This is a genomic window from Sphingomonas pituitosa NBRC 102491 (assembly GCF_001598435.1).
Lineage (GTDB): Bacteria > Pseudomonadota > Alphaproteobacteria > Sphingomonadales > Sphingomonadaceae > Sphingomonas > Sphingomonas pituitosa.
Genome location: NZ_BCYY01000008.1, coordinates 99,631 through 117,802 on the forward strand (window position 1 = coordinate 99,631; position 18,172 = coordinate 117,802).

Sequence of the window (18,172 nt, forward strand, 5' to 3'; positions counted from 1 at the left end):
AAGAAAGGGAGCCGCGCCCGGCGCTTGTCCCGGCTCAGCGCGTGGCGAGGAAGATTTCGGTCGCCCGGCGCACCGCCGCGGCGAGCCGTGCACGCGCCTCGGCCGAACCGAGCGCACGGGCATCGTCTTCGTTGGAGACATAGCCCAGTTCGAACAGCACCGAGGGCATGTCGGGCGCCTTCAGCACCATCAGCGCCGCCATCCGTCGTGGCCGAACGTGCAGCCGCATCGCCGGCGCAACCTCGCGCGCGAGCAGGTCGGCATAGCGCGCGGACACGCCCATGGTGCGGCGCTGGGCGAGATCGATCAGCAGCGAGGCGACGTCCGCCCGTTCGCTCCCGAGGTCGACGCCGGCGAGCAGATCGGCGCGGTTCTCGCGCGCCGCCATTCGCGCCGCCTCCTTGTCCGAGGCGACTTCGGAGAGGGTGTAGAGCGTGCCGCCAGAGGCGAGCGGGTCCGCCGCACTGTCGCAGTGGAGCGAAAGGAACAACGCCGCGCCCAGCCGGCGGCCGATATCGGTCCGCTGCTGCAGCGGCACGAACGAATCATCGTTGCGCGTCATCGCCACGCGGACGCGGCCCGAGGCGAGCAGCGCATCGCGGATGGCTCGCGCGGCGGCAAGCGTCAGGCTCTTCTCCGTCGCCCCGTCGAGGCCGGGAGCCCCGGGATCGCGCCCGCCATGCCCCGGGTCGAGCACCACCAGGGGCAGCCCCGGCGCGCCCTGCACGGGCGGAAGCGGCACGCCGCCCGCCGCCGGCACCGGCACGGGCATCGCTAGACTGACGCTGTAATCCGGTGTGCCGAAGGCGAAGCGAAGCCCCTGCCCGTTCTCCAGGGGATCCGCCGAGACGACCAGCGCGGCCTGCTCGATGCGCACGCATTCCGCCAGGAACACCCAGCCGGGAGCACCGGTGAGCCACCCGGCAAGCAGAACCAAGATCCACGACACCGCGCGGCTATGCCGCGCGTCCCGCCGCATGGTCCAGCCCGGAAATCGACCCGACTCGTTTGGTTAACCGCGCGCTAAGCCCCATCTGCTAGCGACAGGGATCGAAATTCCCGGAAAAGCTTTGTGCCGCCGGGGAATGAAATCTTGCCCATCTGCGCCCAGTTGCCGCAACGACACAGCGGTGCTAGGCAGGATAAGCTTCCGGCACTGCGCCGGATAAGGCCCGCGACGCTTCTTTTGTCGCGACAGTTCAGGTTGACGTTCGCATGAGGCAATTTCCCCACCGTCCGCATCGCCAGGCCCTCGCGGCCGGCAGCGTGGCGATGGTGGAGCAAGGGGACCGCCGGTCCGCTCGTGCCCGTGCAGCAACAGCAGTTTTTGAAACCCGCGCCACCCGGATCGGCCTCGCCGGTCGCCGGGTGCGCTTCTTGTATCGCGCGCTCGCGCCCCATTCCTTCGAGGAACTGTGCCGGCGCGCCCGGAGAATCATAAATGACCATGCGTATGCTGATCGACGCACGCCACCGGGAGGAAACCCGCGTGGCCGTCGTCAAAGGGAATCGAATCGAGGAATTTGACTTCGAGTCCGCTGAGCGCAAGCAGCTCAAGGGCAATATCTATCTCGCGAAGGTGACCCGCGTCGAACCGTCGCTGCAGGCGGCGTTCGTCGATTACGGCGGCAACCGCCACGGCTTCCTCGCCTTCTCGGAAATTCACCCCGACTATTACCAGATCCCCAAGGAAGACCGCGAAGCACTGCTGCGCGAAGAGGCCGAGCACGCCGCGCAGGAAGCGGCGCTGCGCGAGGCCGATGGGGACGACGACGACGATCACCACGACCATGATCACGACGACCATGAAGACGGCGTCGAAATGGTCGAGCGCGGCCATGACGACGAAGAGGCGTCGGAAGGCGAGGATGCGCCGCAGGGCGGCCGCCGCCGTCGCGGTCGCGGCGCCAATGGCGACGAGGCCGAGGCGCTGCGCCAGCGCCGCATGAACCTGCGCCGCCGCTACAAGATCCAGGACGTGATCCGCCGCCGCCAGGTGCTGCTGGTCCAGGTCGTCAAGGAAGAGCGCGGCAACAAGGGTGCGGCGCTGACCACCTATCTCAGCCTCGCCGGCCGCTACTGCGTGCTGATGCCGAACACCGCGCATGGCGGCGGCATCTCGCGCAAGATCAACTCGGCCGCCGATCGCAAGCGCCTCAAGGGCATCATGGCGGACCTCAAGCTGCCCGCCTCGATGGGCTGCATCGTCCGCACCGCAGGCCTCCAGCGCACCAAGACCGAGATCAAGCGCGACTTCGACTATCTCGCCCGCCTGTGGGACGAGATTCGCGAGAAGACGCTGACCTCGTCGGCGCCCGCGCTCGTCTATGGCGACAGCGACCTAATGAAGCGGGCGATCCGCGACATCTACAACCGCGACATCGACGAGGTGATCGTCGAGGGCGAGGACGGCTATCGCCAGGCCAAGGACTTCATGAAGCTCCTGATGCCCAGCCATGCGCGCAAGGTGAAGCAATATGCCGATGCGGTGCCGCTGTTTCAGCGCGCCGGCGTCGAGGAGCAGCTGTCGGCGATGTACCACCCGGTGGTGCAGCTTAAGTCCGGCGGCTATCTGGTGATCAACCCGACCGAGGCTTTGGTCTCGATCGACATCAACTCGGGCCGCTCGACGCGCGAGCACAATATCGAGCAGACCGCGACCGCGACCAACCTCGAGGCCGCCCAGGAAATCGCCCGCCAGCTCCGCCTGCGCGACATGGCGGGCCTGGTCGTGATCGACTTCATCGACATGGATCATTCGTCCAACGTCCGTAAGGTCGAGAAGGCGATGAAGGAGGCGCTGAAGAACGATCGCGCCCGCATCCAGGTCGGCCGCATCTCGCCCTTCGGCCTGATGGAAATGAGCCGCCAGCGCCTGCGCACCGGCGTGCTCGAAGCCTCCACCCGCACCTGCCCGCATTGCGAGGGCACCGGCCTGGTCCGCACCGCCTCGTCGGCCGGCCTGTCGGCGCTGCGCATGATCGAGGACGAGGCCGCCCGCGGCCGCGGCTCGGAGATCCTGCTGCGCGCCAGCCAGGAAGCGGCCTTCTACGTGCTCAACAAGAAGCGCGGCGAACTCGCCGAGATCGAGGATCGCTACGGCGTGATGATCGAAGTCGCGGCGGACGGCGAGCTGGAAGGCGCGCGCATGACCGTCGAGGCCTCGGGCCCGCCGCCGGCCTATGCGCCGAAGATCGAGCCGCTGATCGAGGAGCCGGAAGAGGACTTCGTCGAGGAAATCGAGGAAGAAGAAGAAGAGCTGGAGGTCGAGGCGGAAGCCGAAACCGCCGAGCCGCGCGAGCGTGGCGAACGCCCCGAGCGTGCCGAGCGTGACGGCGAAGGCCGGGGCAAGCGCCGTCGTCGTCGTCGCGGTCGTGGCCGTCGTGGTCGCGAGGAAGGCGAAGGCCAGGACGAGCAGGCCGAGACCGAAGGCGCCGAGGGTGAAGCCGACGAGGCCGAACCGGCCGAAGTCGAGGCGGAAGCCGAGACCGAGGAAACCGCCGCCCAGCGCGAGGAAGGCGAGCGCAACCGCAAGCGCCGTCGTCGCGGCCGTCGCGGCGGTCGTCGCGGTGCCGGCGAGGAGGGCGCCGAGCAGGCTTCGGACGAGGCCGACGAATCGGTCGATGCCGAGGCAGAGGCCCCCGCGCCTGAGCCCGTCGCCGAAGCCGCGCCTGCACCGGAAGCTGTAGAGGCGGAAGCCGAAGCACCCGCGCCGAAGAAGCGGCGCACCCGCAAGAAGGCCGATGCCGAAGCCGCACCCGCGGAAGAAGCGCCGGTCGCGGTAGCGACACCGGCCGACGAAGCGCTGGCCAAGCCGAAGCGCACCCGTCGCAAGAAGGCGGACGTCGAGGCGGACGCCGCACCGGTCGTCGTCGAGGCGGCGGCTGAAGAAGCGCCTGCCAAGCCGAAACGCACGCGTCGCAAGAAGGCGGATGCCGCAGCCGAAGCGGCGCCGGAAGCGCCTGCCGTCGAAGCTCCGATCGCGCAGGACGATGCCAAGGAAGCGGACGCCGATGAAGCGCCCGCAGCCGACACATCGTCCGAAGACGGCCAGCCCCGTCGCGGCTGGTGGCAGCGGACCTTCGGCGCCTGAGGAAGATCCCCGGCGCGACGTGTCGCGCCGGGACTTTCAATGTTGGTTCAGGGCGTTATTGCCAGGGCAGCCCTTTGAACGAGTCCCCGGGAGTATCGATCATGGCGCGCATCCACCGATTGGCCACGCTGCTCGCGATGCTCTGCCTCGCATCGTTCGCGTCGCGCCCGGCAATGGCGCAGTCGGTGCTGCGCGACGCCGAGACCGAGGCGCTGCTGGCGGACATGGCGAAGCCCCTGTTCACCGCCGCCGGGCTCAATCCCGCCAACGGCAAGGTGGTGCTGATCGCCGATCCGTCGATCAACGCCTTCGTCGCGGGCGGGCAGATCGTCTATGTCAACGCCGGCCTGATCGACGCGGCGGATACCGCCAATCAGGTCCAGGGCGTCGTCGCCCACGAAATCGGTCATATCGTCGGCGGCCATGCCGTGTTCCAGCGCGACGGCGGCTATGGCAACATCTCGATCCTCAGCCTGCTGCTCGGCGCCGCGGCGATGGCGGCGGGCTCGGCCGAGGCCGGCACCGGCATCCTGATGGCAGGCCAGCGCGCCGCGATCGGCAAGTATCTCGCCTATAGCCGCGTGCAGGAATCCTCGGCCGATGCGGCCGGCGTGCGCTTCCTCAACAACGCAGGCATCACCGGCAAGGGCATGCTCGGCTTCTTCGAGAAGCTGACGCAGGAGATGCATCGCTACGGCTATTACAGCACCGATCCCGAAGTCGATCCGTTCGCGCAGACGCACCCGATGTCGCAGGACCGCGTGCAGACGCTGAAGGCCGATCTCGAAGGCTCGCCGAACTGGACCAAGCCGCTCGACCCCGATCTCGAGCGCCGCTTCAAGCGCGTCCAGGCCAAGCTGCGCGGCTATACCAACGATCCGAAAAAGACGCTGCGGATTTACCCAAAGACGGACAATTCGATTCCGGCGCACTATGCTCGCGCCTACGCCTATCACCAGTCGGGCTATCCCGAGCAGGCCGCCGAAGAGACGGCGGCACTGGTGAAGCTGGCGCCGAACGACCCCTATTTCCTCGAACTGCAGGGCCAGATCCTGCTCGAATCGGGCCAGCCCCAGGCCTCGCTCGATCCGCTGCGCAAGGCGACCCAGTTGTCGAACAACGCCCCGCTGATCGCCAGCACCTTCGGCCACGCGCTGGTCGCGACCGAGGACAAGGCGAACCTGAACGAGGCAGAGCAGGTGCTGCGCGATTCGCTGACGCGCGATCGCGACAATCCCTTCGCCTGGATCAATCTCGGCACCGTCTATGATCGCAAGGGCGACGAGCCGCGCACCGCGCTCGCCACCGCCGAGCGCGCCAACCTGGTCGGCGATGCCCGCACCGCGATGGTCAGCGCGCGACGGGCGATGGGCGGCCTGCCGCAGGGCTCGCCCGAATGGATCCGCGCGCAGGACATCGCGATGGTCTCCGAACAGGCGATGAAGGACGACAAGCGCAAGGGACGCGGCGGGCAATAATGGTTCGGTTGAAGCTTCTTTTCGGCGGCGCGCTGCTCGCCGCCGCCATCCTCGGCGGCCTCGTCGTGCTCGGGCTGCAGGCGCTGCTGCCGGGAATCGGCGGCGACAAGGCGCAGGTCGAGCGGATCGTCCACAGCTATCTGCTCGAAAATCCCGCCATCCTGCGCGAGATGATGGAGAAGCTCCAGCAGCAGGAAAATGCCGAGGCGCAGAAGGCGCAGGATAGCGCACAGGCGGCCGTTCCCGCCGCGCTGCCGGCACTCACCACGCCGTTCGCCAGCGCCTGGGCGGGCAATCCGAACGGCGACGTTACCGTCACCGTGTTCATGGACTATGCCTGCGGCTATTGCCGCGCGAGCCTGCCGGGCCTGGCCGAGCTGATCGCCAAGGATCCGAACGTCCGCGTCGTCTACCGAGAATATCCGGTGCTGGGCGAGGCGAGCGTCACCGCCGCCCGCTTCGCGCTCGCCGCCGCGCAAGCGGGCAAGTTCCGCGCTTTCCACGATGCGCTGTTCGCCAGCGGCGGCCCCAGCAACGCGACGATCAGCGACGCGATCGCCAAGGCCGGACTCGATCCCGCAGCAACGCAGAAGCTGGCCAACAGTGACGCGATCGCCAAGGAGATCGACGCCAACCACCGGCTGGGCGCCAGGCTGGCGATGAACGGCACGCCCGCCTGGGTGGTCGGCAAGCAGATCCTCTACGGCGCGCGCGACTATCAAGCGCTGGCCGATGCGGTAGCGATAGCGCGGAAGACGAAGTAGCGGGCCTCCCGCCACGGCTCAAAGCGTTTCCTCCCCCGCCAGGGGGGAGGAAACGCTTGATTCTACGGGAGGCGCCACCTTGCCCTAGGATGAGCGCCACCCTAGCTATCGGACTCCTTCCGGCCGGGGCCTCCAATCCATGCAACCCATCCTGTCGCTACGCCAGGTCAGCAAGACCTATGCGTCTGGCCATACCGCGCTCGACCATGTCGATCTCGACATCCAGCGGGGCGAGATATTTGCGCTGCTCGGGCCGAACGGCGCGGGCAAGACCACGCTGATTTCGATCATCTGTGGCATCGTCACGCCCAGCACGGGCACGATCCTGGTCGACGGGCACGATGCCATCCGCCAGCCCCGCGCCGCGCGTTCGAAGATCGGGCTGGTGCCGCAGGAGATCGCGGTCGACATGTTCTCGCGCGTCGGTTCGGCCGCGCGCTATTCGCGCGGGCTGTTCGGCAAGGCGCCCGACCATGGCTATTGCGACCAGCTCCTAAAGGACCTGTCGCTGTGGGACAAGCGAGACGCCAAGATCATGGAGTTGTCGGGCGGGATGAAGCGCCGGGTGATGATCGCCAAGGCGCTCAGCCACGAGCCCGAGATCCTGTTCCTCGACGAGCCGACCGCCGGCGTCGACGTGGAACTCCGCCGCGACATGTGGAGGCTGATCGGGCGCCTGCGCGACCGCGGCACCACCATCATCCTGACCACGCATTATATCGAGGAGGCCGAGGAAATGGCCGATCGGGTGGGCGTGATCAACAAGGGCAAGCTGCTGCTGGTCGAGGAGAAGGCCGCGCTGATGAAGAAGCTCGGCAAGCGCGAGCTGGACCTCAGCCTGGTCGAGCCGCTCGCCGCCATCCCGCCCGAGCTCGGCGAATGGCAGCTGAGCCTCGCCGACGAGGGCCACCGGTTGCGCTATACCTTCGACGCGCAGGCCGAGCGGACCGGCATCCCGTCGCTGCTGCGCAAGCTGCACGACCTCAACATCGCCTTCAAGGATCTCGACACGTCCAAGTCGAGCCTCGAGGACATCTTCGTCGACCTGGTGGGGGCACAGGCATGAACGGCATCAACTTTCCCGGCATCTGGGCGATCTACAAGTTCGAGATGGCGCGCACCGTGCGCACGCTCTGGCAGTCGATCGCGACCCCGGTGATCACCACCTCGCTCTATTTCGTCGTGTTCGGCGGCGCGATCGGCAGCCGGATCGACGCGATCCACGGGGTGAATTACGGCAGCTTCCTGGTGCCGGGCCTGATCATGCTCTCGCTGCTGATGCAGAGCATCGCCAACGCGTCGATCGGCATCTACTTTCCCAAGTTCACCGGCACGGTGTTCGAACTGCTCTCGGCGCCGATCTCGGCGATCGAGCTGGTGGTGGGGTTCGTGGGTGCTGCGGCGACCAAGTCGGTGGTGATCGGGCTGATCATCCTCGCCACTTCCGCGCTGTTCGTGCCGCTGCGGGTGGATCATCCGGCGGCGATGCTCGCCTTCCTGGTGCTGACCGCGGTGACGTTCAGCATGTTCGGCTTCATCATCGGTATCTGGGCGAAGAGCTTCGAACAGCTCAACATCGTGCCCTCGCTGCTGGTGACCCCCCTCACCTTCCTCGGCGGCGCCTTCTACTCGATCGACATGCTGCCCGAGCCCTGGCACACCGTGAGCCTGTTCAACCCGGTGGTGTATCTGGTCAGCGGCTTCCGCTGGAGCTTCTTCGGCCACGGCGATGTCGGCATCGCCTGGAGCCTGGGCTTCACCGGCCTCTTCCTGCTGCTGTGCCTGGCGCTGATCGTGTGGATCTTCCGGACCGGGTACCGGCTGAAGAACTGAACGGCGCTCCGCTCGTCAGTACCACGAAAATCAGGATTTGTAGTTAATATAGCCGGTGAAGAGATGCACCAGCTATATTAAGCATCATAATCACTTAGTGACTAAATCGATTGGAACCTATCAGAAGTACCGTTGTTTTGCGGTGCTTATACCTAGATGAAGCCGGCAAGGCGCACAGGTATAAGAAAATTGGGATCGCCCACGCAAAAAATCCGGGAACACATGATGCTCTGGTTCGAATCGGTCGCACCTATCCGCCAAAAAACGATGGTCGCTTTCGGGAGCTTGGCCATCATCGCGCTCGTAACCGCGATCGTCGCCGCACTGGTACCTGCTCTTTGGGGAATATGTGCAGCCTTCGTCGGCAGCGGCGTGGCGATGCTGCTCGGCCTGCGCTTCCGCAGGGCGATCTGCGACCCCTATGTCACCACGGTGGTGCGCATGGAGGCGCTGGCTGCGGGCGACCTCGACAGTGAGATCCGGTTCACCGACTATCAGGATTGCGTGGGCCGGATGACCAAGGCGATGTTCATGTTTCGCGACGCGGCCGTCGTCCAGCAGCGAATGGCGGCCCAGCAGGCCGAAATCGTGCGGATCGTGGGCGAGCATCTCGGCGCCCTTTCCGGCGGCGACCTGACCCGGCCGATCGACGAGCGATTCCCCGAGGAATATGAAACGCTGCGCGGCAGCTACAACAAGACGCTGCAGGCGCTGGGCGAACTGATCGGTGCGGTTACCGTCAGCACCCAGTCGATCCGCAGCGGCGCGCGCGAGATCGCTTCGGCATCGGAAGACCTCGCGCGTCGCACCGAAGCCAACGCCGCGAGCCTGGAGGAAACCTCCGCCGCGACGACCGAGATGGACCAGCACCTCCGGGTCAGCGCATCGGCGTCGGCACAGACGGTGCAGAGCACCAGCGAGGCGATCGCGACCGTGGCGGTCGGCCGGACATTGGCAGTGGAGGCGGTGACCGCGATGACCCGGGTCAGCGAGAATGCCAAGGGCATCGACAGCGTGATCGAGGGGTTGGACAAGATCGCCTTCCAGACGCGCGTTCTGGCGATGAACGCGGCGGTGGAGGCAGGCCGCGCCGGTGAGGCAGGCCGCGGATTCGCGGTGGTGGCGGACCTGGTTTCCGCGCTGGCGATGCGCGCCGAAGAGGAGGCCAAGCGCGCCAAGGAACAGCTGACGGTCACCCAATCGGGCATTCTTTCGGCCGTCGACGTGGTGCGCCGGGTCGATGGTGCGCTCGCCGATATCTCGGGCAATGTCGAAACCGTTTACGATCTTGTCGGGCGCATGGCGCTGGACAACCAGGCGCAGTCCGCGGCTATCAGCGAGATCAGCGTCGCGGTCGCGACGATGGACAACAGCACCCAGCAGAATGCGGCGATGGTCGAGCAGACCTCAGCCGCCGCCCGCAACCTCAACGCCGAGGTGGAGGTCCTTGCCGAAAACGCCGCCAAGTTCACCGTCGCTGATGGTAACGCTGCTGCCCGGCGCCCGGCCCTGCGGACGACGCGCCGCTCTTCGTCCCACCGCGTTGCGCTGGCTGCCTGAGGCAGGAGACGGCGGGCTTGCACGGGGGCGGGCCGCGTCCATTCATGTTCCGCCGGCGCCCGGCGCGTCGGCGGCCCGCGCTTTGAACTCGCAAGCCTCCACGCACCGGTGGAGCGGCACATCCCCTCTGCTGCGCCCGGGCGCAAAGGTGCAAACAGGGCGCGCGTCCACCAAAACCGCGCACGCGCCCGAACATCCTGAACGCACGCCTGCGAAACCGCCGCAGGCCTGAACTTCCTGAATTCAGCGCACCACCGGCAGCATCACCGCCGAGCCGCTGCACACCCGCTGCGTCGCCTTGCGATAGTCCTCGGGCTTGGCCTTGTAGATGTTCGGCACGAAGGTCTGCGGGTTGCGGTCGATCACCGGGAACCAGCTCGACTGTACCTGCACCATGATGCGGTGGCCCTTCTTGAACACATGGTCGTGGTCGCGGAGGGGAAAGTCCCAGGCGGTCACCTGGTCGGGCACCAGCGGCGTCGCCTGCTCGAAGCTCTTGAGGTAGCGGCCGCGGCGGATCTCCATCGCGATCGGCAGTTCATAGCCGTTGAGGCCCTTGGCATAGGCGCCCAGCGCGGTCGGCGCCTTCTCGACGTTCTCGGGGTACACGTCGATCAGCTTGACGACGAAGTCGCTGTCGGTGCCGCTGGTCGAGGCCATCAGCTTGGCGGTGACCTCGCCGGTGACGGTCAGGTCGCTCTCCAGCGGCGCGGTGACGTAGCTCAGCACGTCGGGCCGGTCGTCGACGAAGCGCTGGTCCTCGGCCTCCCACCAGCGCCAGTCGGGCGTGGCATAGGTGGCGGACATCGGTCGCGGGCGGAACGGTACCGGGCGGGCGGGATCGCTCACATAATCGCGGCAGCCCTCGGTCGCGGCCGGCGCGGTGAAGCCGAGCGATCCGTCGGCGTGCAGGTAGAGGCTGGTCGCCTGCGCATTGGCGAGCGGATAGGTCTGGTACGTCTTCCACTGCCACGAGCCCGACTGGAAGCTCTTCAGCGCGAAGTCGGGCTTGGTGCCGGTACCATGCAGCCAATAGGCGAAGAACGGCGCCTCGATCTGCTCGATGAACTGGGTACCGCTGTCGACGCCGAACGGAATGCGCCCCAGGCTGTTCGCGGGCGACTGCCAGCTGCCGTGCGCCCAGGGCCCGGCAACCATCAACGCGAGCTTGTTCGGATCGTTGGCGCGCTGCTTCTCCCAGATCTTCCAGCTGCCCCAGGGATCCTCCTGGTCCCAATATCCGGCGACGTTGAGCGTCGGCACGGTGGTCTTGCCGAGCGCGTTCGACCAGACCTGCTTCTTCCAGTGATCGTCATAGTCGGGATGCTCGATCATCTCGCGGAAGCGCGGCACCCGGCCCTTGAAATACCGCTTCTCGATCTCGTCGGGCGAGCCGGCGTGGAGGAACCAGTCATAGGTGTCGTAGCGGTCGTACAGGTCGATGCCGTCGTTGGTCTTGTCGGCCTGCAGGCTGTTCACCCAGTCGCTGGCATAGGTCAGCCGCATCGCGCCCCAGCGGTGGAGATCGTCGTTCTTCCAGTAATCGATCCAGGCGGCCTGCGGGCTGGTCGCCTTGAGCGCCGGGTGCGGCCTGGCGAGCGCGATCGCGGCGGTGAAGCCGGGATAGGAGACGCCCCACATGCCGACCTTGCCGTTGTTGGGCTTCACGTTCTTCACCAGCCAGTCGATCGAATCATAGGCGTCGGTCGCCTCGTCGACGGCACCCTTGCCGGTCTTCACTTCGGTGGAGAGGGTGAACGGCCCGCCTTCGGACTTGAAGCGACCACGCATGTCCTGGAACACGAAGACATAGCCATCGCGCACCAGCGGCGCCCAGCTGTTCGGCACGCGCCCCGGCGCGGCGTCGGGCGAGCCATAGGGGCTGCGCTGGAACAGGATCGGCAGCGGGCCGGTCTGGCCGCGCGGGCGGAGGATGACGGTGTGGAGCTTCACCCCGTCGCGCATCGGGATCATCGCCTCTTCGAAGGTGAAGGGCGCCTCGGTCGCGGCGGGGGCGGATTGGGACGGCGCCGCGGCCGCCAGAGGGGCGGCGAGCGCCGCGAGTGCTACCGTAACCAGCCAGTGCCGCATGTTCGTCGATCCCCCAGAAAGCGAGGGTGACTTGGTGCGGCAAGACGCCGCCGGGATCAAGCCGGCGGCGCGCTTGTGGCCGTCAGTCGATGCGGTGCTCGCCCTTCACCCAGCGGACGGTGCCCGAGCTAGCGCGCATCACCACGCTCTCGGTGGTCATCTTGCCGCGCACCCGCTTCACGCCGGCGAGCAGCGAGCCGTCGGTCACGCCGGTCGCCGCGAAGATGCAGTCGCCCTTGGCGAGTTCCTCCAGCGCATAGACCTTGTCGAGATCCTCGATGCCCCATTTGGCCGCACGCGCACGCTCGTCCTCGTTGCGGAACACCAGCCGCCCCTGGAACTGTCCGCCGACGCAGCGCAGCGCCGCACAGGCCAGCACGCCCTCGGGCGCGCCGCCCTGGCCCATATAGACGTCGATCGTCGTCGTCGGGTCGGTGGTGGCGATCACGCCCGCCACGTCGCCGTCCGGGATCAGCATGATGCCGCAGCCGATGCCCCGCAGTTCGGCGATCAGCTTTTCGTGGCGCGGGCGATCGAGCACGCAGGCGATGATCTCGTTCGGCTTCACGCCCTTCGCGGCGGCGATCGCCTCGACATTCTCGGTCGGCGTCTTGGTGAGGTCGATCACGCCCTGCGGGTAGCCGGGGCCGACCGCGATCTTGTCCATGTAGACGTCGGGTGCGTTGAGCAGATTGCCCTCTTCGGCCACCGCCAGCACCGCCAGTGCGTTCGGGCCGGCCTTGGCGGTGATCGTCGTGCCTTCCAGCGGATCGAGCGCGATGTCGATCTTCGGGCCCTTGCCGATCGCCGAGCCCACCTTCTCGCCGATATAGAGCATCGGCGCCTCGTCGCGCTCGCCCTCGCCGATCACCACGGTGCCGTCCATATAGAGCTGGTTCAGCGCCTCGCGCATCGCCTCCACGGCGGCGGCATCGGCGGCCTTTTCATCGCCCCGGCCGATCAGGCTGGAGGCGGAAATCGCCGCCGCCTCGGTGACGCGCACCATTTCGAGCACCAGGACACGGTCGAGAACATGGCTTGCGTTCGGCATCGGTTCGGTGATCCCCTGTTCGATTTGTGCGATGCGATACGGTGCCCTTCCCCCCCTGTCGAGCAGTGCTAACGTTGTCAGCAAATCTACCGGAAGTCCTTTCGTGATTTCGGCAGAAGTTTTCGGTATCGTTGCGCAAGTTCGTAGGGAAACGACACGATGTTGCTGACAATGCTGCTGATGGCCCAACAAACTGCGGTGGCGACCGTGCTCGCCGACTATCGCACGCAAACGCAGGCGGAAATCCCGTGCCGGACATCGTCCGACCAGACCGAGATCGTCGTCTGCGCACGGCGTGAAGCCGATCGCTATCGCGTACCGTTCGTAGCGCCCAATCTCGGCCGCGATTCCGATGCTGCCCGGCTCAACCGGCTGATCGGCGACCCTGCGCAGCAGGGCATCACCCCCTGTGGCGAGGGTGCCTTCACGGTGAGATGCGGCAAGGTCGGCGTCACCGTCACGATGGGCTTCGACGGGAAGGTCAGGATGCAGCAGCGCGAGCTTGCCCCATAAGCGCGACGAAAGGCCTGCATGGCTGGGCAACCAGCTGCCTGTCGACGCGTTGCTTCGGCGGGACACAACAGGAGGGCATATGTTGTTGATGGCACTGGCGGCCCATAGCGCCATCATGGCAGGCACGGTGAGCGCCGCGGAGTCCGTACGCCCGCGCGTGATGCGCGCCACGCTGAAGCGATCGGCGCGGCCGGGGCGGGAGTCCTCGCCGCTGACCCGCGCATGCGACGTCGATCGCGACTGCGGCACCCGCGCCGCGCGCAGTCGCTTTCGCCTGACCGGAACGCAGGCGCCGCTGGTCGATCGGAAGCTGGAAATGATCCGCGCCGCGCAAGGCCCCAGCTGCGATCGCACCGGCATGCCGGTGTGCCCGGGGAGCGGCCACCGGCTGCTCCACCTGAGCTACTAGACCCCGCGGACGCGGCTTACGCGTCGAGGATGTGCATCCACATCGGCTCGCCGGTGAGGCTCTGCGAGCCGCGCAGCTTTTCCAGCGCCTGGGCGATGCTCCGCTCCGGCGCCTCGTGCGTGACGATGGCGACCAGCGCGCTGCCATCGGGGCTCACGCCGCGCTGGATCAGGCTCTCGATCGAGACGCCCGCATCGCGCATCGCCGCCGCGATCTCCGCCAGCACACCCACGCGATCGGCCACGGTGAACCGCACATAGGAACGGCCGCGCCGCTCGCCGCTGTCTGCCGCCGGCTGGGCGACCAGCGAGGCCGCCGGCATCGCATAGGGCGGGCCGAACTCGCCACGGGCGATGTCGATCAGGTCGGCGACCACCGCGCTCGCCGTGGGACCGTCGCCCGCGCCCGCGCCCTGGAACAGAAGCCGGCCGACGAAATTGCCTTCCGCCACCACCGCGTTGGTCGATCCGGTGACGTGCGCCAGCGGATGGCCGAGCGGCACCAGATGCGCATGGACGCGCTGGAACAGGCCGTGCGCCCCGGCATCGGCGATGCCGAGCAGCCGCACGCGGTAGCCGAGCGTCGCCGCCTCGGCGATGTCGGCCGCGAGGATGTGGCGGATGCCGCTCGCCTTGAGGTCGCCGAACGCCGGCTGGGTGCCGAAGGCGATGCTGGCGAGGATCGACAGCTTGTGCGCGGCGTCGATCCCGTCGATGTCGAAGGTCGGGTCCGCTTCGGCATAGCCGAGCGCCTGCGCCTCGGCGAGGATCTCGGCGAAGTCGCGGCCCTCGGCCTCCATCTTCGACAGGATGAAATTGCAGGTGCCGTTAAGGATGCCGTAGACGCGGCTGATCGCATTGGCCGCCGCGCCTTCGCGCAGCCCCTTGATCACCGGCACACCGCCGGCCACCGCCGCTTCGAACTTCAGCGCGACCTTCGCGCCTTCCGCTGCTTGCGCCAGCTCGAGGCCGTGATGCGCGATCATCGCCTTGTTGGCGGTTACGAAGCTCTTGCTCGCGCCCAGCGCCGCGCGGGCGAGCGCCAGCGCCGGGCCGTCCGACCCGCCGACCAGTTCCACCACCACATCGGCCTCGGCATGGCGGGCGAGCGCGACGGGATCGTCGACCCAGTCGAAGCGGGAGAGATCGATGCCGCGGTCCTTGGAGCGGTCGCGGGCGGAAACGGCGACCACCTCGATCGGGCGGCCGGCGCGGCGGCTGATCAGCTCGGCATTGGCATCGAGCAGGCGAATCACCCCGCCGCCTACCGTCCCGAGCCCCGCCAGTGCCACGCGCAACGCTTCCGCCATTCCTCGTTCCTCTTGAATTCATACGACAAGGCGGCGGCCGGACGCTTGTCGCCCTGCCGCCGCCTTTCCGTCCCTAGCGCCTTCCCTTCCCCGAAGGAAAGACAGATTTTGTCGCGGCAGCCCGCCGTTACGCGCTGTTTATTTCTTGATGAGGCCGATTTCGACCAGCCGCTCGTGCAGATAGTCGTGGGCGGTGATCGGCGCCGGATAGCGGTTCGGGTTCTCGGCGCTGATGCAGCCGGGCAGCGTCTCGATCAGGAAATCGGGCGCCGGATGCAGGAAGAACGGCATCGAATAGCGCGAATGGCCGCGGCGCTCGGCCGGCGGGTTGACGACGCGGTGCGTGGTCGAGGGCAGGACATGGTTGGTCAGGCGCTGCAACATGTCGCCGACGTTGATCACCATCGCGCCCTCGGGCGGCTTCACCGCGAGCCACTTGCCGTCGCGGTCGAGCAGTTCGAGCCCCGCTTCCTCCGCGCCCAGCAGCAGGGTGATGAGGTTGATGTCCTCGTGCGCGCCGGCGCGCACTTCCGGCGCATCGGCATCGACCGGCGGATAGTGGAGGAGACGCAGCACCGAATTGCCGTCCTTCACCGCCGTTTCGAACCAGTCGGGCGCGAGGCCCAGGTACCGCGCGACCGCCGACAGCAGCCTGTCGCCGGCGGTATCCAATGCCGCGAACAATTCGACGAAGGTCTCGCGGAAGCCTTCGGGCCGGGCCGGCCAGATGTTCGGGGCCATCACGTCGGCAAAGCGATGACCGGCGGCCAGTTCGCGCCCGATGTGCCAGAATTCCTTCAGGTCGACATGGGTCGCGCCCTTGGCGATCTCGGTCTTGAACGGGGTGTAGCCGCGCGCGCCACCACCGCCGGGGATGAAATGGCCGCGCTTGTCCTCTTCGGGGAGGTCGAAGAACGCCTTGGTGAGGCGCCAGGCGCGATCGATCAGTTCCTGCGGCACGCCGTGATCGCGCACCACGGCGAAGCCGAACCGCTGGAAGGACTGGCCGAACGCCCGGGCGAAGCCCTCGGGGTCGCCGGCCTGCTCCTCGAGCGAAAGCACCGGAATTTCGGCGAGGGTATCCAACATCAGAGTCTCCGAACGCAAAAACGCGTGGTTAGTCCCGCCACGACGGGCCCCACAAGACTGGGGACATTCCCGATGGCCGCAGCGCTGTCCCGAACCGGGCTCAGCGGCCGACCTGCATCAACCCCTTGGTCCTGCCTTCGCCATTCGCGCTCAGCTGGAGCGCGAAGGGCTGGCCGTCATCGGTGGTGCCGATCAGGTTATCGTCCTTGGTCGTCACCTTGAAGCCCTGTTTCGTCATGTTGTCGCGGAACCAGTCGCGCACCACCGTGGGCGCGGCCGGGCTCTCGAACTCGACGATCACCTCGCCGTCCCGCTCGCCATCCTTGTCGCCGCCCTTGTCGTTGACCTTGAGGTTCTTGAGCGTCGATCCGGGATAGAGCGTCACACCGTCGATATCGAAGTTCTTCGCATCCAGCGGCATCTTCGGCAGCGTGATCGATCCCTGGATGCCCGGCGCCTTGATCTGGATGCGGCCATTGGCATCGGTGGAGATGACGCTGTTGCCGTCGGTATCGTTGCCCTCGAAATTGATGTTGGCGTTGCCGTGGCAGGCGGCGAGCGCGAGCGGCAGCAAGAGGGGTGCGAAACGGCGATTCATCGGGATACTCCTGCGGCGGTTCCACACCGCAATGTTGTTGCGCGGGCTCCCACGTCAACCGGAAAAAGGGTGACGTGGGAGCAGGGTTGGGCCATGGCGCGGGCATGAACGCCCCGCATCTGAGCACCGCCTCCGCCGGCAAGGCCCCGCTGCGCTTCGGCGAGTTCGTGCCGCTCGCCGCGGCGCTGATGGCGCTGACCGCGCTGGGCATCGATTCGATGCTGCCGGCGCTGCCCGCGATCGGCACCAGCCTGGGAGTCGATTCGGCCAACCACCGCCAGTTCGTGATCACCGCCTTCCTGATCGGCTTCGCGGTGGCGCAGCTCGCCTACGGCCCCCTGTCGGACCGGTTCGGGCGCAGGCCGGTGCTGCTGGTCGCGCTGAGCTGCTATGTGCTCACCTGCGCGATCGCCGCGATCTCCGGCAGCTTCGCGCTGCTGCTGCTGGCCCGCCTCGCGATGGGTACGGCGGCGGCAGGCGCCCGCGTGGTCACCGTGGCGCTGGTGCGCGATTGCTATTCCGGTCGCGCGATGGCGCGGGTGATGAGCCTGGTGTTCATCGTCTTCATGGCAGCGCCGATCTTCGCGCCGGCCGTAGGGCAGGTCATCCTCTCCGCCGGGGGATCGTGGCGGACGATCTTCTGGGGTATCGCCGCGATCGCCGGCCTGGTGCTGCTGTGGTTCGCGCTGCGCATGCCCGAGACGCTGGCGACCAACGCGCGCCAGTCGCTCCACCCCGCCCGGGTGGCCTCCGATTACGGCCTGATGCTGCGCGACCGGGCGGCGGTCGGCTATACGATCGCGACAGGCCTGCTTTCCGGCGCGCTGTTCGGGTTCATCGGATCGGTGCAGCAGGTGATGGCCGATGTCTTCCACCGGCCGGACCTGCTGACCGTGGTGTTCGCCGGCGTGGCGAGCACGATGGCGGTAGGCTCCTTCCTCAATTCGCGCATCGTCATGCGGCTCGGCACCCGGGTGATCTCGCACACCGCGCTCACCCTGCTGACCCTGGTCGCTGCCGTTCACCTCGCCATCACGCTGCTCGGCTGGGAGACGCTGTGGAGCTTCGCGGTGCTTCAGGCGCTGATGATGGCGTGCTTCGGCCTCGCCACGTCCAACTTCTCGGCCATGGCGATGGAGAGGATGGGCGCGATCGCCGGCACCGCGTCGAGCCTGCAGGGGTTCGTGACCACGCTGGCCGGCGCGCTGATCGGCGCGGCGATCGGCCAGGCCTTCGATGGCACCACCATCCCCCTGTATAGTGGTTTTCTGCTGATGGGTGGGCTTTCGCTCGTGGTAGTAGCGGTGACGGAACGCGGACGGATGTTCCGCCCGAGCTGAGTCGGAACGCAGCCGGGGCCAGCGCCGTTGCGCTTCTCGAACCC

15 protein-coding genes are annotated in these 18,172 nt (G+C 67.3%); 9 read left to right on the forward strand and 6 right to left on the reverse strand.

The genetic code is table 11. The features are described from left to right. Window positions 1-34: 34 nt before the first annotated feature. Complete coding sequence (locus tag SPI01S_RS08810; RefSeq protein ID WP_245653519.1) at window positions 35-949, reverse strand: N-acetylmuramoyl-L-alanine amidase family protein; 915 nt, start codon at window positions 947-949, stop codon at window positions 35-37. 492 nt (window positions 950-1,441) lie between these two features. Here SPI01S_RS08810 and SPI01S_RS08815 point away from each other — a divergent pair, with 492 nt between their 5' ends. The 6 genes from SPI01S_RS08815 to SPI01S_RS08840 all read left to right on the forward strand — a co-directional run bounded on the left by SPI01S_RS08815 (window position 1,442) and on the right by SPI01S_RS08840 (window position 9,728). Continuing rightward, window positions 1,442-4,093, forward strand: a complete 2,652-nt coding sequence (locus SPI01S_RS08815; RefSeq protein ID WP_218017587.1) for an Rne/Rng family ribonuclease — start codon at window positions 1,442-1,444, stop codon at window positions 4,091-4,093. Window positions 4,094-4,194: 101 nt separating this feature from the next. Next, window positions 4,195-5,571, forward strand: coding sequence for a M48 family metalloprotease (locus SPI01S_RS08820; protein ID WP_066721277.1), 1,377 nt, complete (start codon window positions 4,195-4,197; stop codon window positions 5,569-5,571). Beyond that, window positions 5,571-6,335 carry a DsbA family protein gene (locus SPI01S_RS08825; protein ID WP_066721279.1) on the forward strand — a complete coding sequence of 255 codons (765 nt, stop codon included), beginning with the start codon at window positions 5,571-5,573 and terminating at the stop codon, window positions 6,333-6,335. Before SPI01S_RS08820 ends, SPI01S_RS08825 begins: the two co-directional genes overlap by 1 nt. Window positions 6,336-6,474: 139 nt before the next feature. After that, on the forward strand, window positions 6,475-7,401 hold the full coding sequence (locus SPI01S_RS08830; RefSeq protein WP_066721281.1) for an ABC transporter ATP-binding protein: 927 nt from the start codon (window positions 6,475-6,477) through the stop codon (window positions 7,399-7,401). After that, window positions 7,398-8,168, forward strand: a complete 771-nt coding sequence (locus SPI01S_RS08835) for an ABC transporter permease (RefSeq protein ID WP_066721283.1) — start codon at window positions 7,398-7,400, stop codon at window positions 8,166-8,168. The genes SPI01S_RS08830 and SPI01S_RS08835 overlap by 4 nt, the downstream gene beginning before the upstream one ends. Window positions 8,169-8,453: 285 nt before the next feature. Continuing rightward, entirely contained in the window at window positions 8,454-9,728 is a 1,275-nt protein-coding gene (locus SPI01S_RS08840) for a methyl-accepting chemotaxis protein (RefSeq protein WP_245653521.1), read from the forward strand. A 243-nt stretch (window positions 9,729-9,971) separates the two neighbouring features. Here the strand turns inward: SPI01S_RS08840 and SPI01S_RS08845 are convergent, their stop codons facing one another. Beyond that, window positions 9,972-11,819 carry a CocE/NonD family hydrolase gene (locus SPI01S_RS08845; protein ID WP_066721284.1) on the reverse strand — a complete coding sequence of 616 codons (1,848 nt, stop codon included), beginning with the start codon at window positions 11,817-11,819 and terminating at the stop codon, window positions 9,972-9,974. An 82-nt stretch (window positions 11,820-11,901) separates the two neighbouring features. Next, window positions 11,902-12,870 (reverse strand): class II fructose-bisphosphatase, encoded by a 969-nt coding sequence (gene glpX / locus SPI01S_RS08850; RefSeq protein WP_066721286.1) that lies wholly within the window; start codon window positions 12,868-12,870, stop codon window positions 11,902-11,904. 159 nt (window positions 12,871-13,029) lie between these two features. Between glpX and SPI01S_RS08855 the strand changes: the two genes are divergently transcribed. Next, the gene (locus tag SPI01S_RS08855) at window positions 13,030-13,383 is read left to right on the forward strand and encodes a hypothetical protein (protein ID WP_066721287.1); all 354 of its coding nucleotides are present in this window, start codon (window positions 13,030-13,032) and stop codon (window positions 13,381-13,383) included. Between the two features lie 79 nt (window positions 13,384-13,462). Then, window positions 13,463-13,792 carry a hypothetical protein gene (locus SPI01S_RS08860; RefSeq protein WP_066721288.1) on the forward strand — a complete coding sequence of 110 codons (330 nt, stop codon included), beginning with the start codon at window positions 13,463-13,465 and terminating at the stop codon, window positions 13,790-13,792. 16 nt (window positions 13,793-13,808) lie between these two features. On the opposite strand, the gene SPI01S_RS08865 is transcribed toward SPI01S_RS08860, so the two are convergent. The 3 genes from SPI01S_RS08865 to SPI01S_RS08875 all read right to left on the reverse strand — a co-directional run bounded on the left by SPI01S_RS08865 (window position 13,809) and on the right by SPI01S_RS08875 (window position 16,788). Next, a complete protein-coding gene (locus SPI01S_RS08865; RefSeq protein ID WP_066721289.1) occupies window positions 13,809-15,101 on the reverse strand; it encodes a homoserine dehydrogenase in 1,293 nt (430 codons plus the stop codon). A 138-nt stretch (window positions 15,102-15,239) separates the two neighbouring features. Continuing rightward, a complete protein-coding gene (locus tag SPI01S_RS08870; RefSeq protein WP_066721290.1) occupies window positions 15,240-16,190 on the reverse strand; it encodes an isopenicillin N synthase family dioxygenase in 951 nt (316 codons plus the stop codon). 100 nt (window positions 16,191-16,290) lie between these two features. Then, window positions 16,291-16,788, reverse strand: a complete 498-nt coding sequence (locus SPI01S_RS08875) for a hypothetical protein (protein WP_066721292.1) — start codon at window positions 16,786-16,788, stop codon at window positions 16,291-16,293. 104 nt (window positions 16,789-16,892) lie between these two features. Between SPI01S_RS08875 and SPI01S_RS08880 the strand changes: the two genes are divergently transcribed. Continuing rightward, on the forward strand, window positions 16,893-18,128 hold the full coding sequence (locus tag SPI01S_RS08880; protein WP_066721294.1) for a multidrug effflux MFS transporter: 1,236 nt from the start codon (window positions 16,893-16,895) through the stop codon (window positions 18,126-18,128). Window positions 18,129-18,172 lie beyond the last annotated feature (44 nt).

Coding starts and splice junctions, on each gene's coding strand:
- SPI01S_RS08815 (WP_218017587.1), top strand. CDS start 1,442: ATGACCATGCGTATGCTGATCGACGCACGCCACCGGGAGGAAACCCGC.
- SPI01S_RS08820 (WP_066721277.1), top strand. CDS start 4,195: ATGGCGCGCATCCACCGATTGGCCACGCTGCTCGCGATGCTCTGCCTC.
- SPI01S_RS08825 (WP_066721279.1), top strand. CDS start 5,571: ATGGTTCGGTTGAAGCTTCTTTTCGGCGGCGCGCTGCTCGCCGCCGCC.
- SPI01S_RS08830 (WP_066721281.1), top strand. CDS start 6,475: ATGCAACCCATCCTGTCGCTACGCCAGGTCAGCAAGACCTATGCGTCT.
- SPI01S_RS08835 (WP_066721283.1), top strand. CDS start 7,398: ATGAACGGCATCAACTTTCCCGGCATCTGGGCGATCTACAAGTTCGAG.
- SPI01S_RS08845 (WP_066721284.1), bottom strand. CDS start 11,819: ATGCGGCACTGGCTGGTTACGGTAGCACTCGCGGCGCTCGCCGCCCCT.
- glpX (WP_066721286.1), bottom strand. CDS start 12,870: ATGCCGAACGCAAGCCATGTTCTCGACCGTGTCCTGGTGCTCGAAATG.
- SPI01S_RS08855 (WP_066721287.1), top strand. CDS start 13,030: ATGTTGCTGACAATGCTGCTGATGGCCCAACAAACTGCGGTGGCGACC.
- SPI01S_RS08860 (WP_066721288.1), top strand. CDS start 13,463: ATGTTGTTGATGGCACTGGCGGCCCATAGCGCCATCATGGCAGGCACG.
- SPI01S_RS08865 (WP_066721289.1), bottom strand. CDS start 15,101: ATGGCGGAAGCGTTGCGCGTGGCACTGGCGGGGCTCGGGACGGTAGGC.
- SPI01S_RS08870 (WP_066721290.1), bottom strand. CDS start 16,190: ATGTTGGATACCCTCGCCGAAATTCCGGTGCTTTCGCTCGAGGAGCAG.
- SPI01S_RS08875 (WP_066721292.1), bottom strand. CDS start 16,788: ATGAATCGCCGTTTCGCACCCCTCTTGCTGCCGCTCGCGCTCGCCGCC.
- SPI01S_RS08880 (WP_066721294.1), top strand. CDS start 16,893: ATGAACGCCCCGCATCTGAGCACCGCCTCCGCCGGCAAGGCCCCGCTG.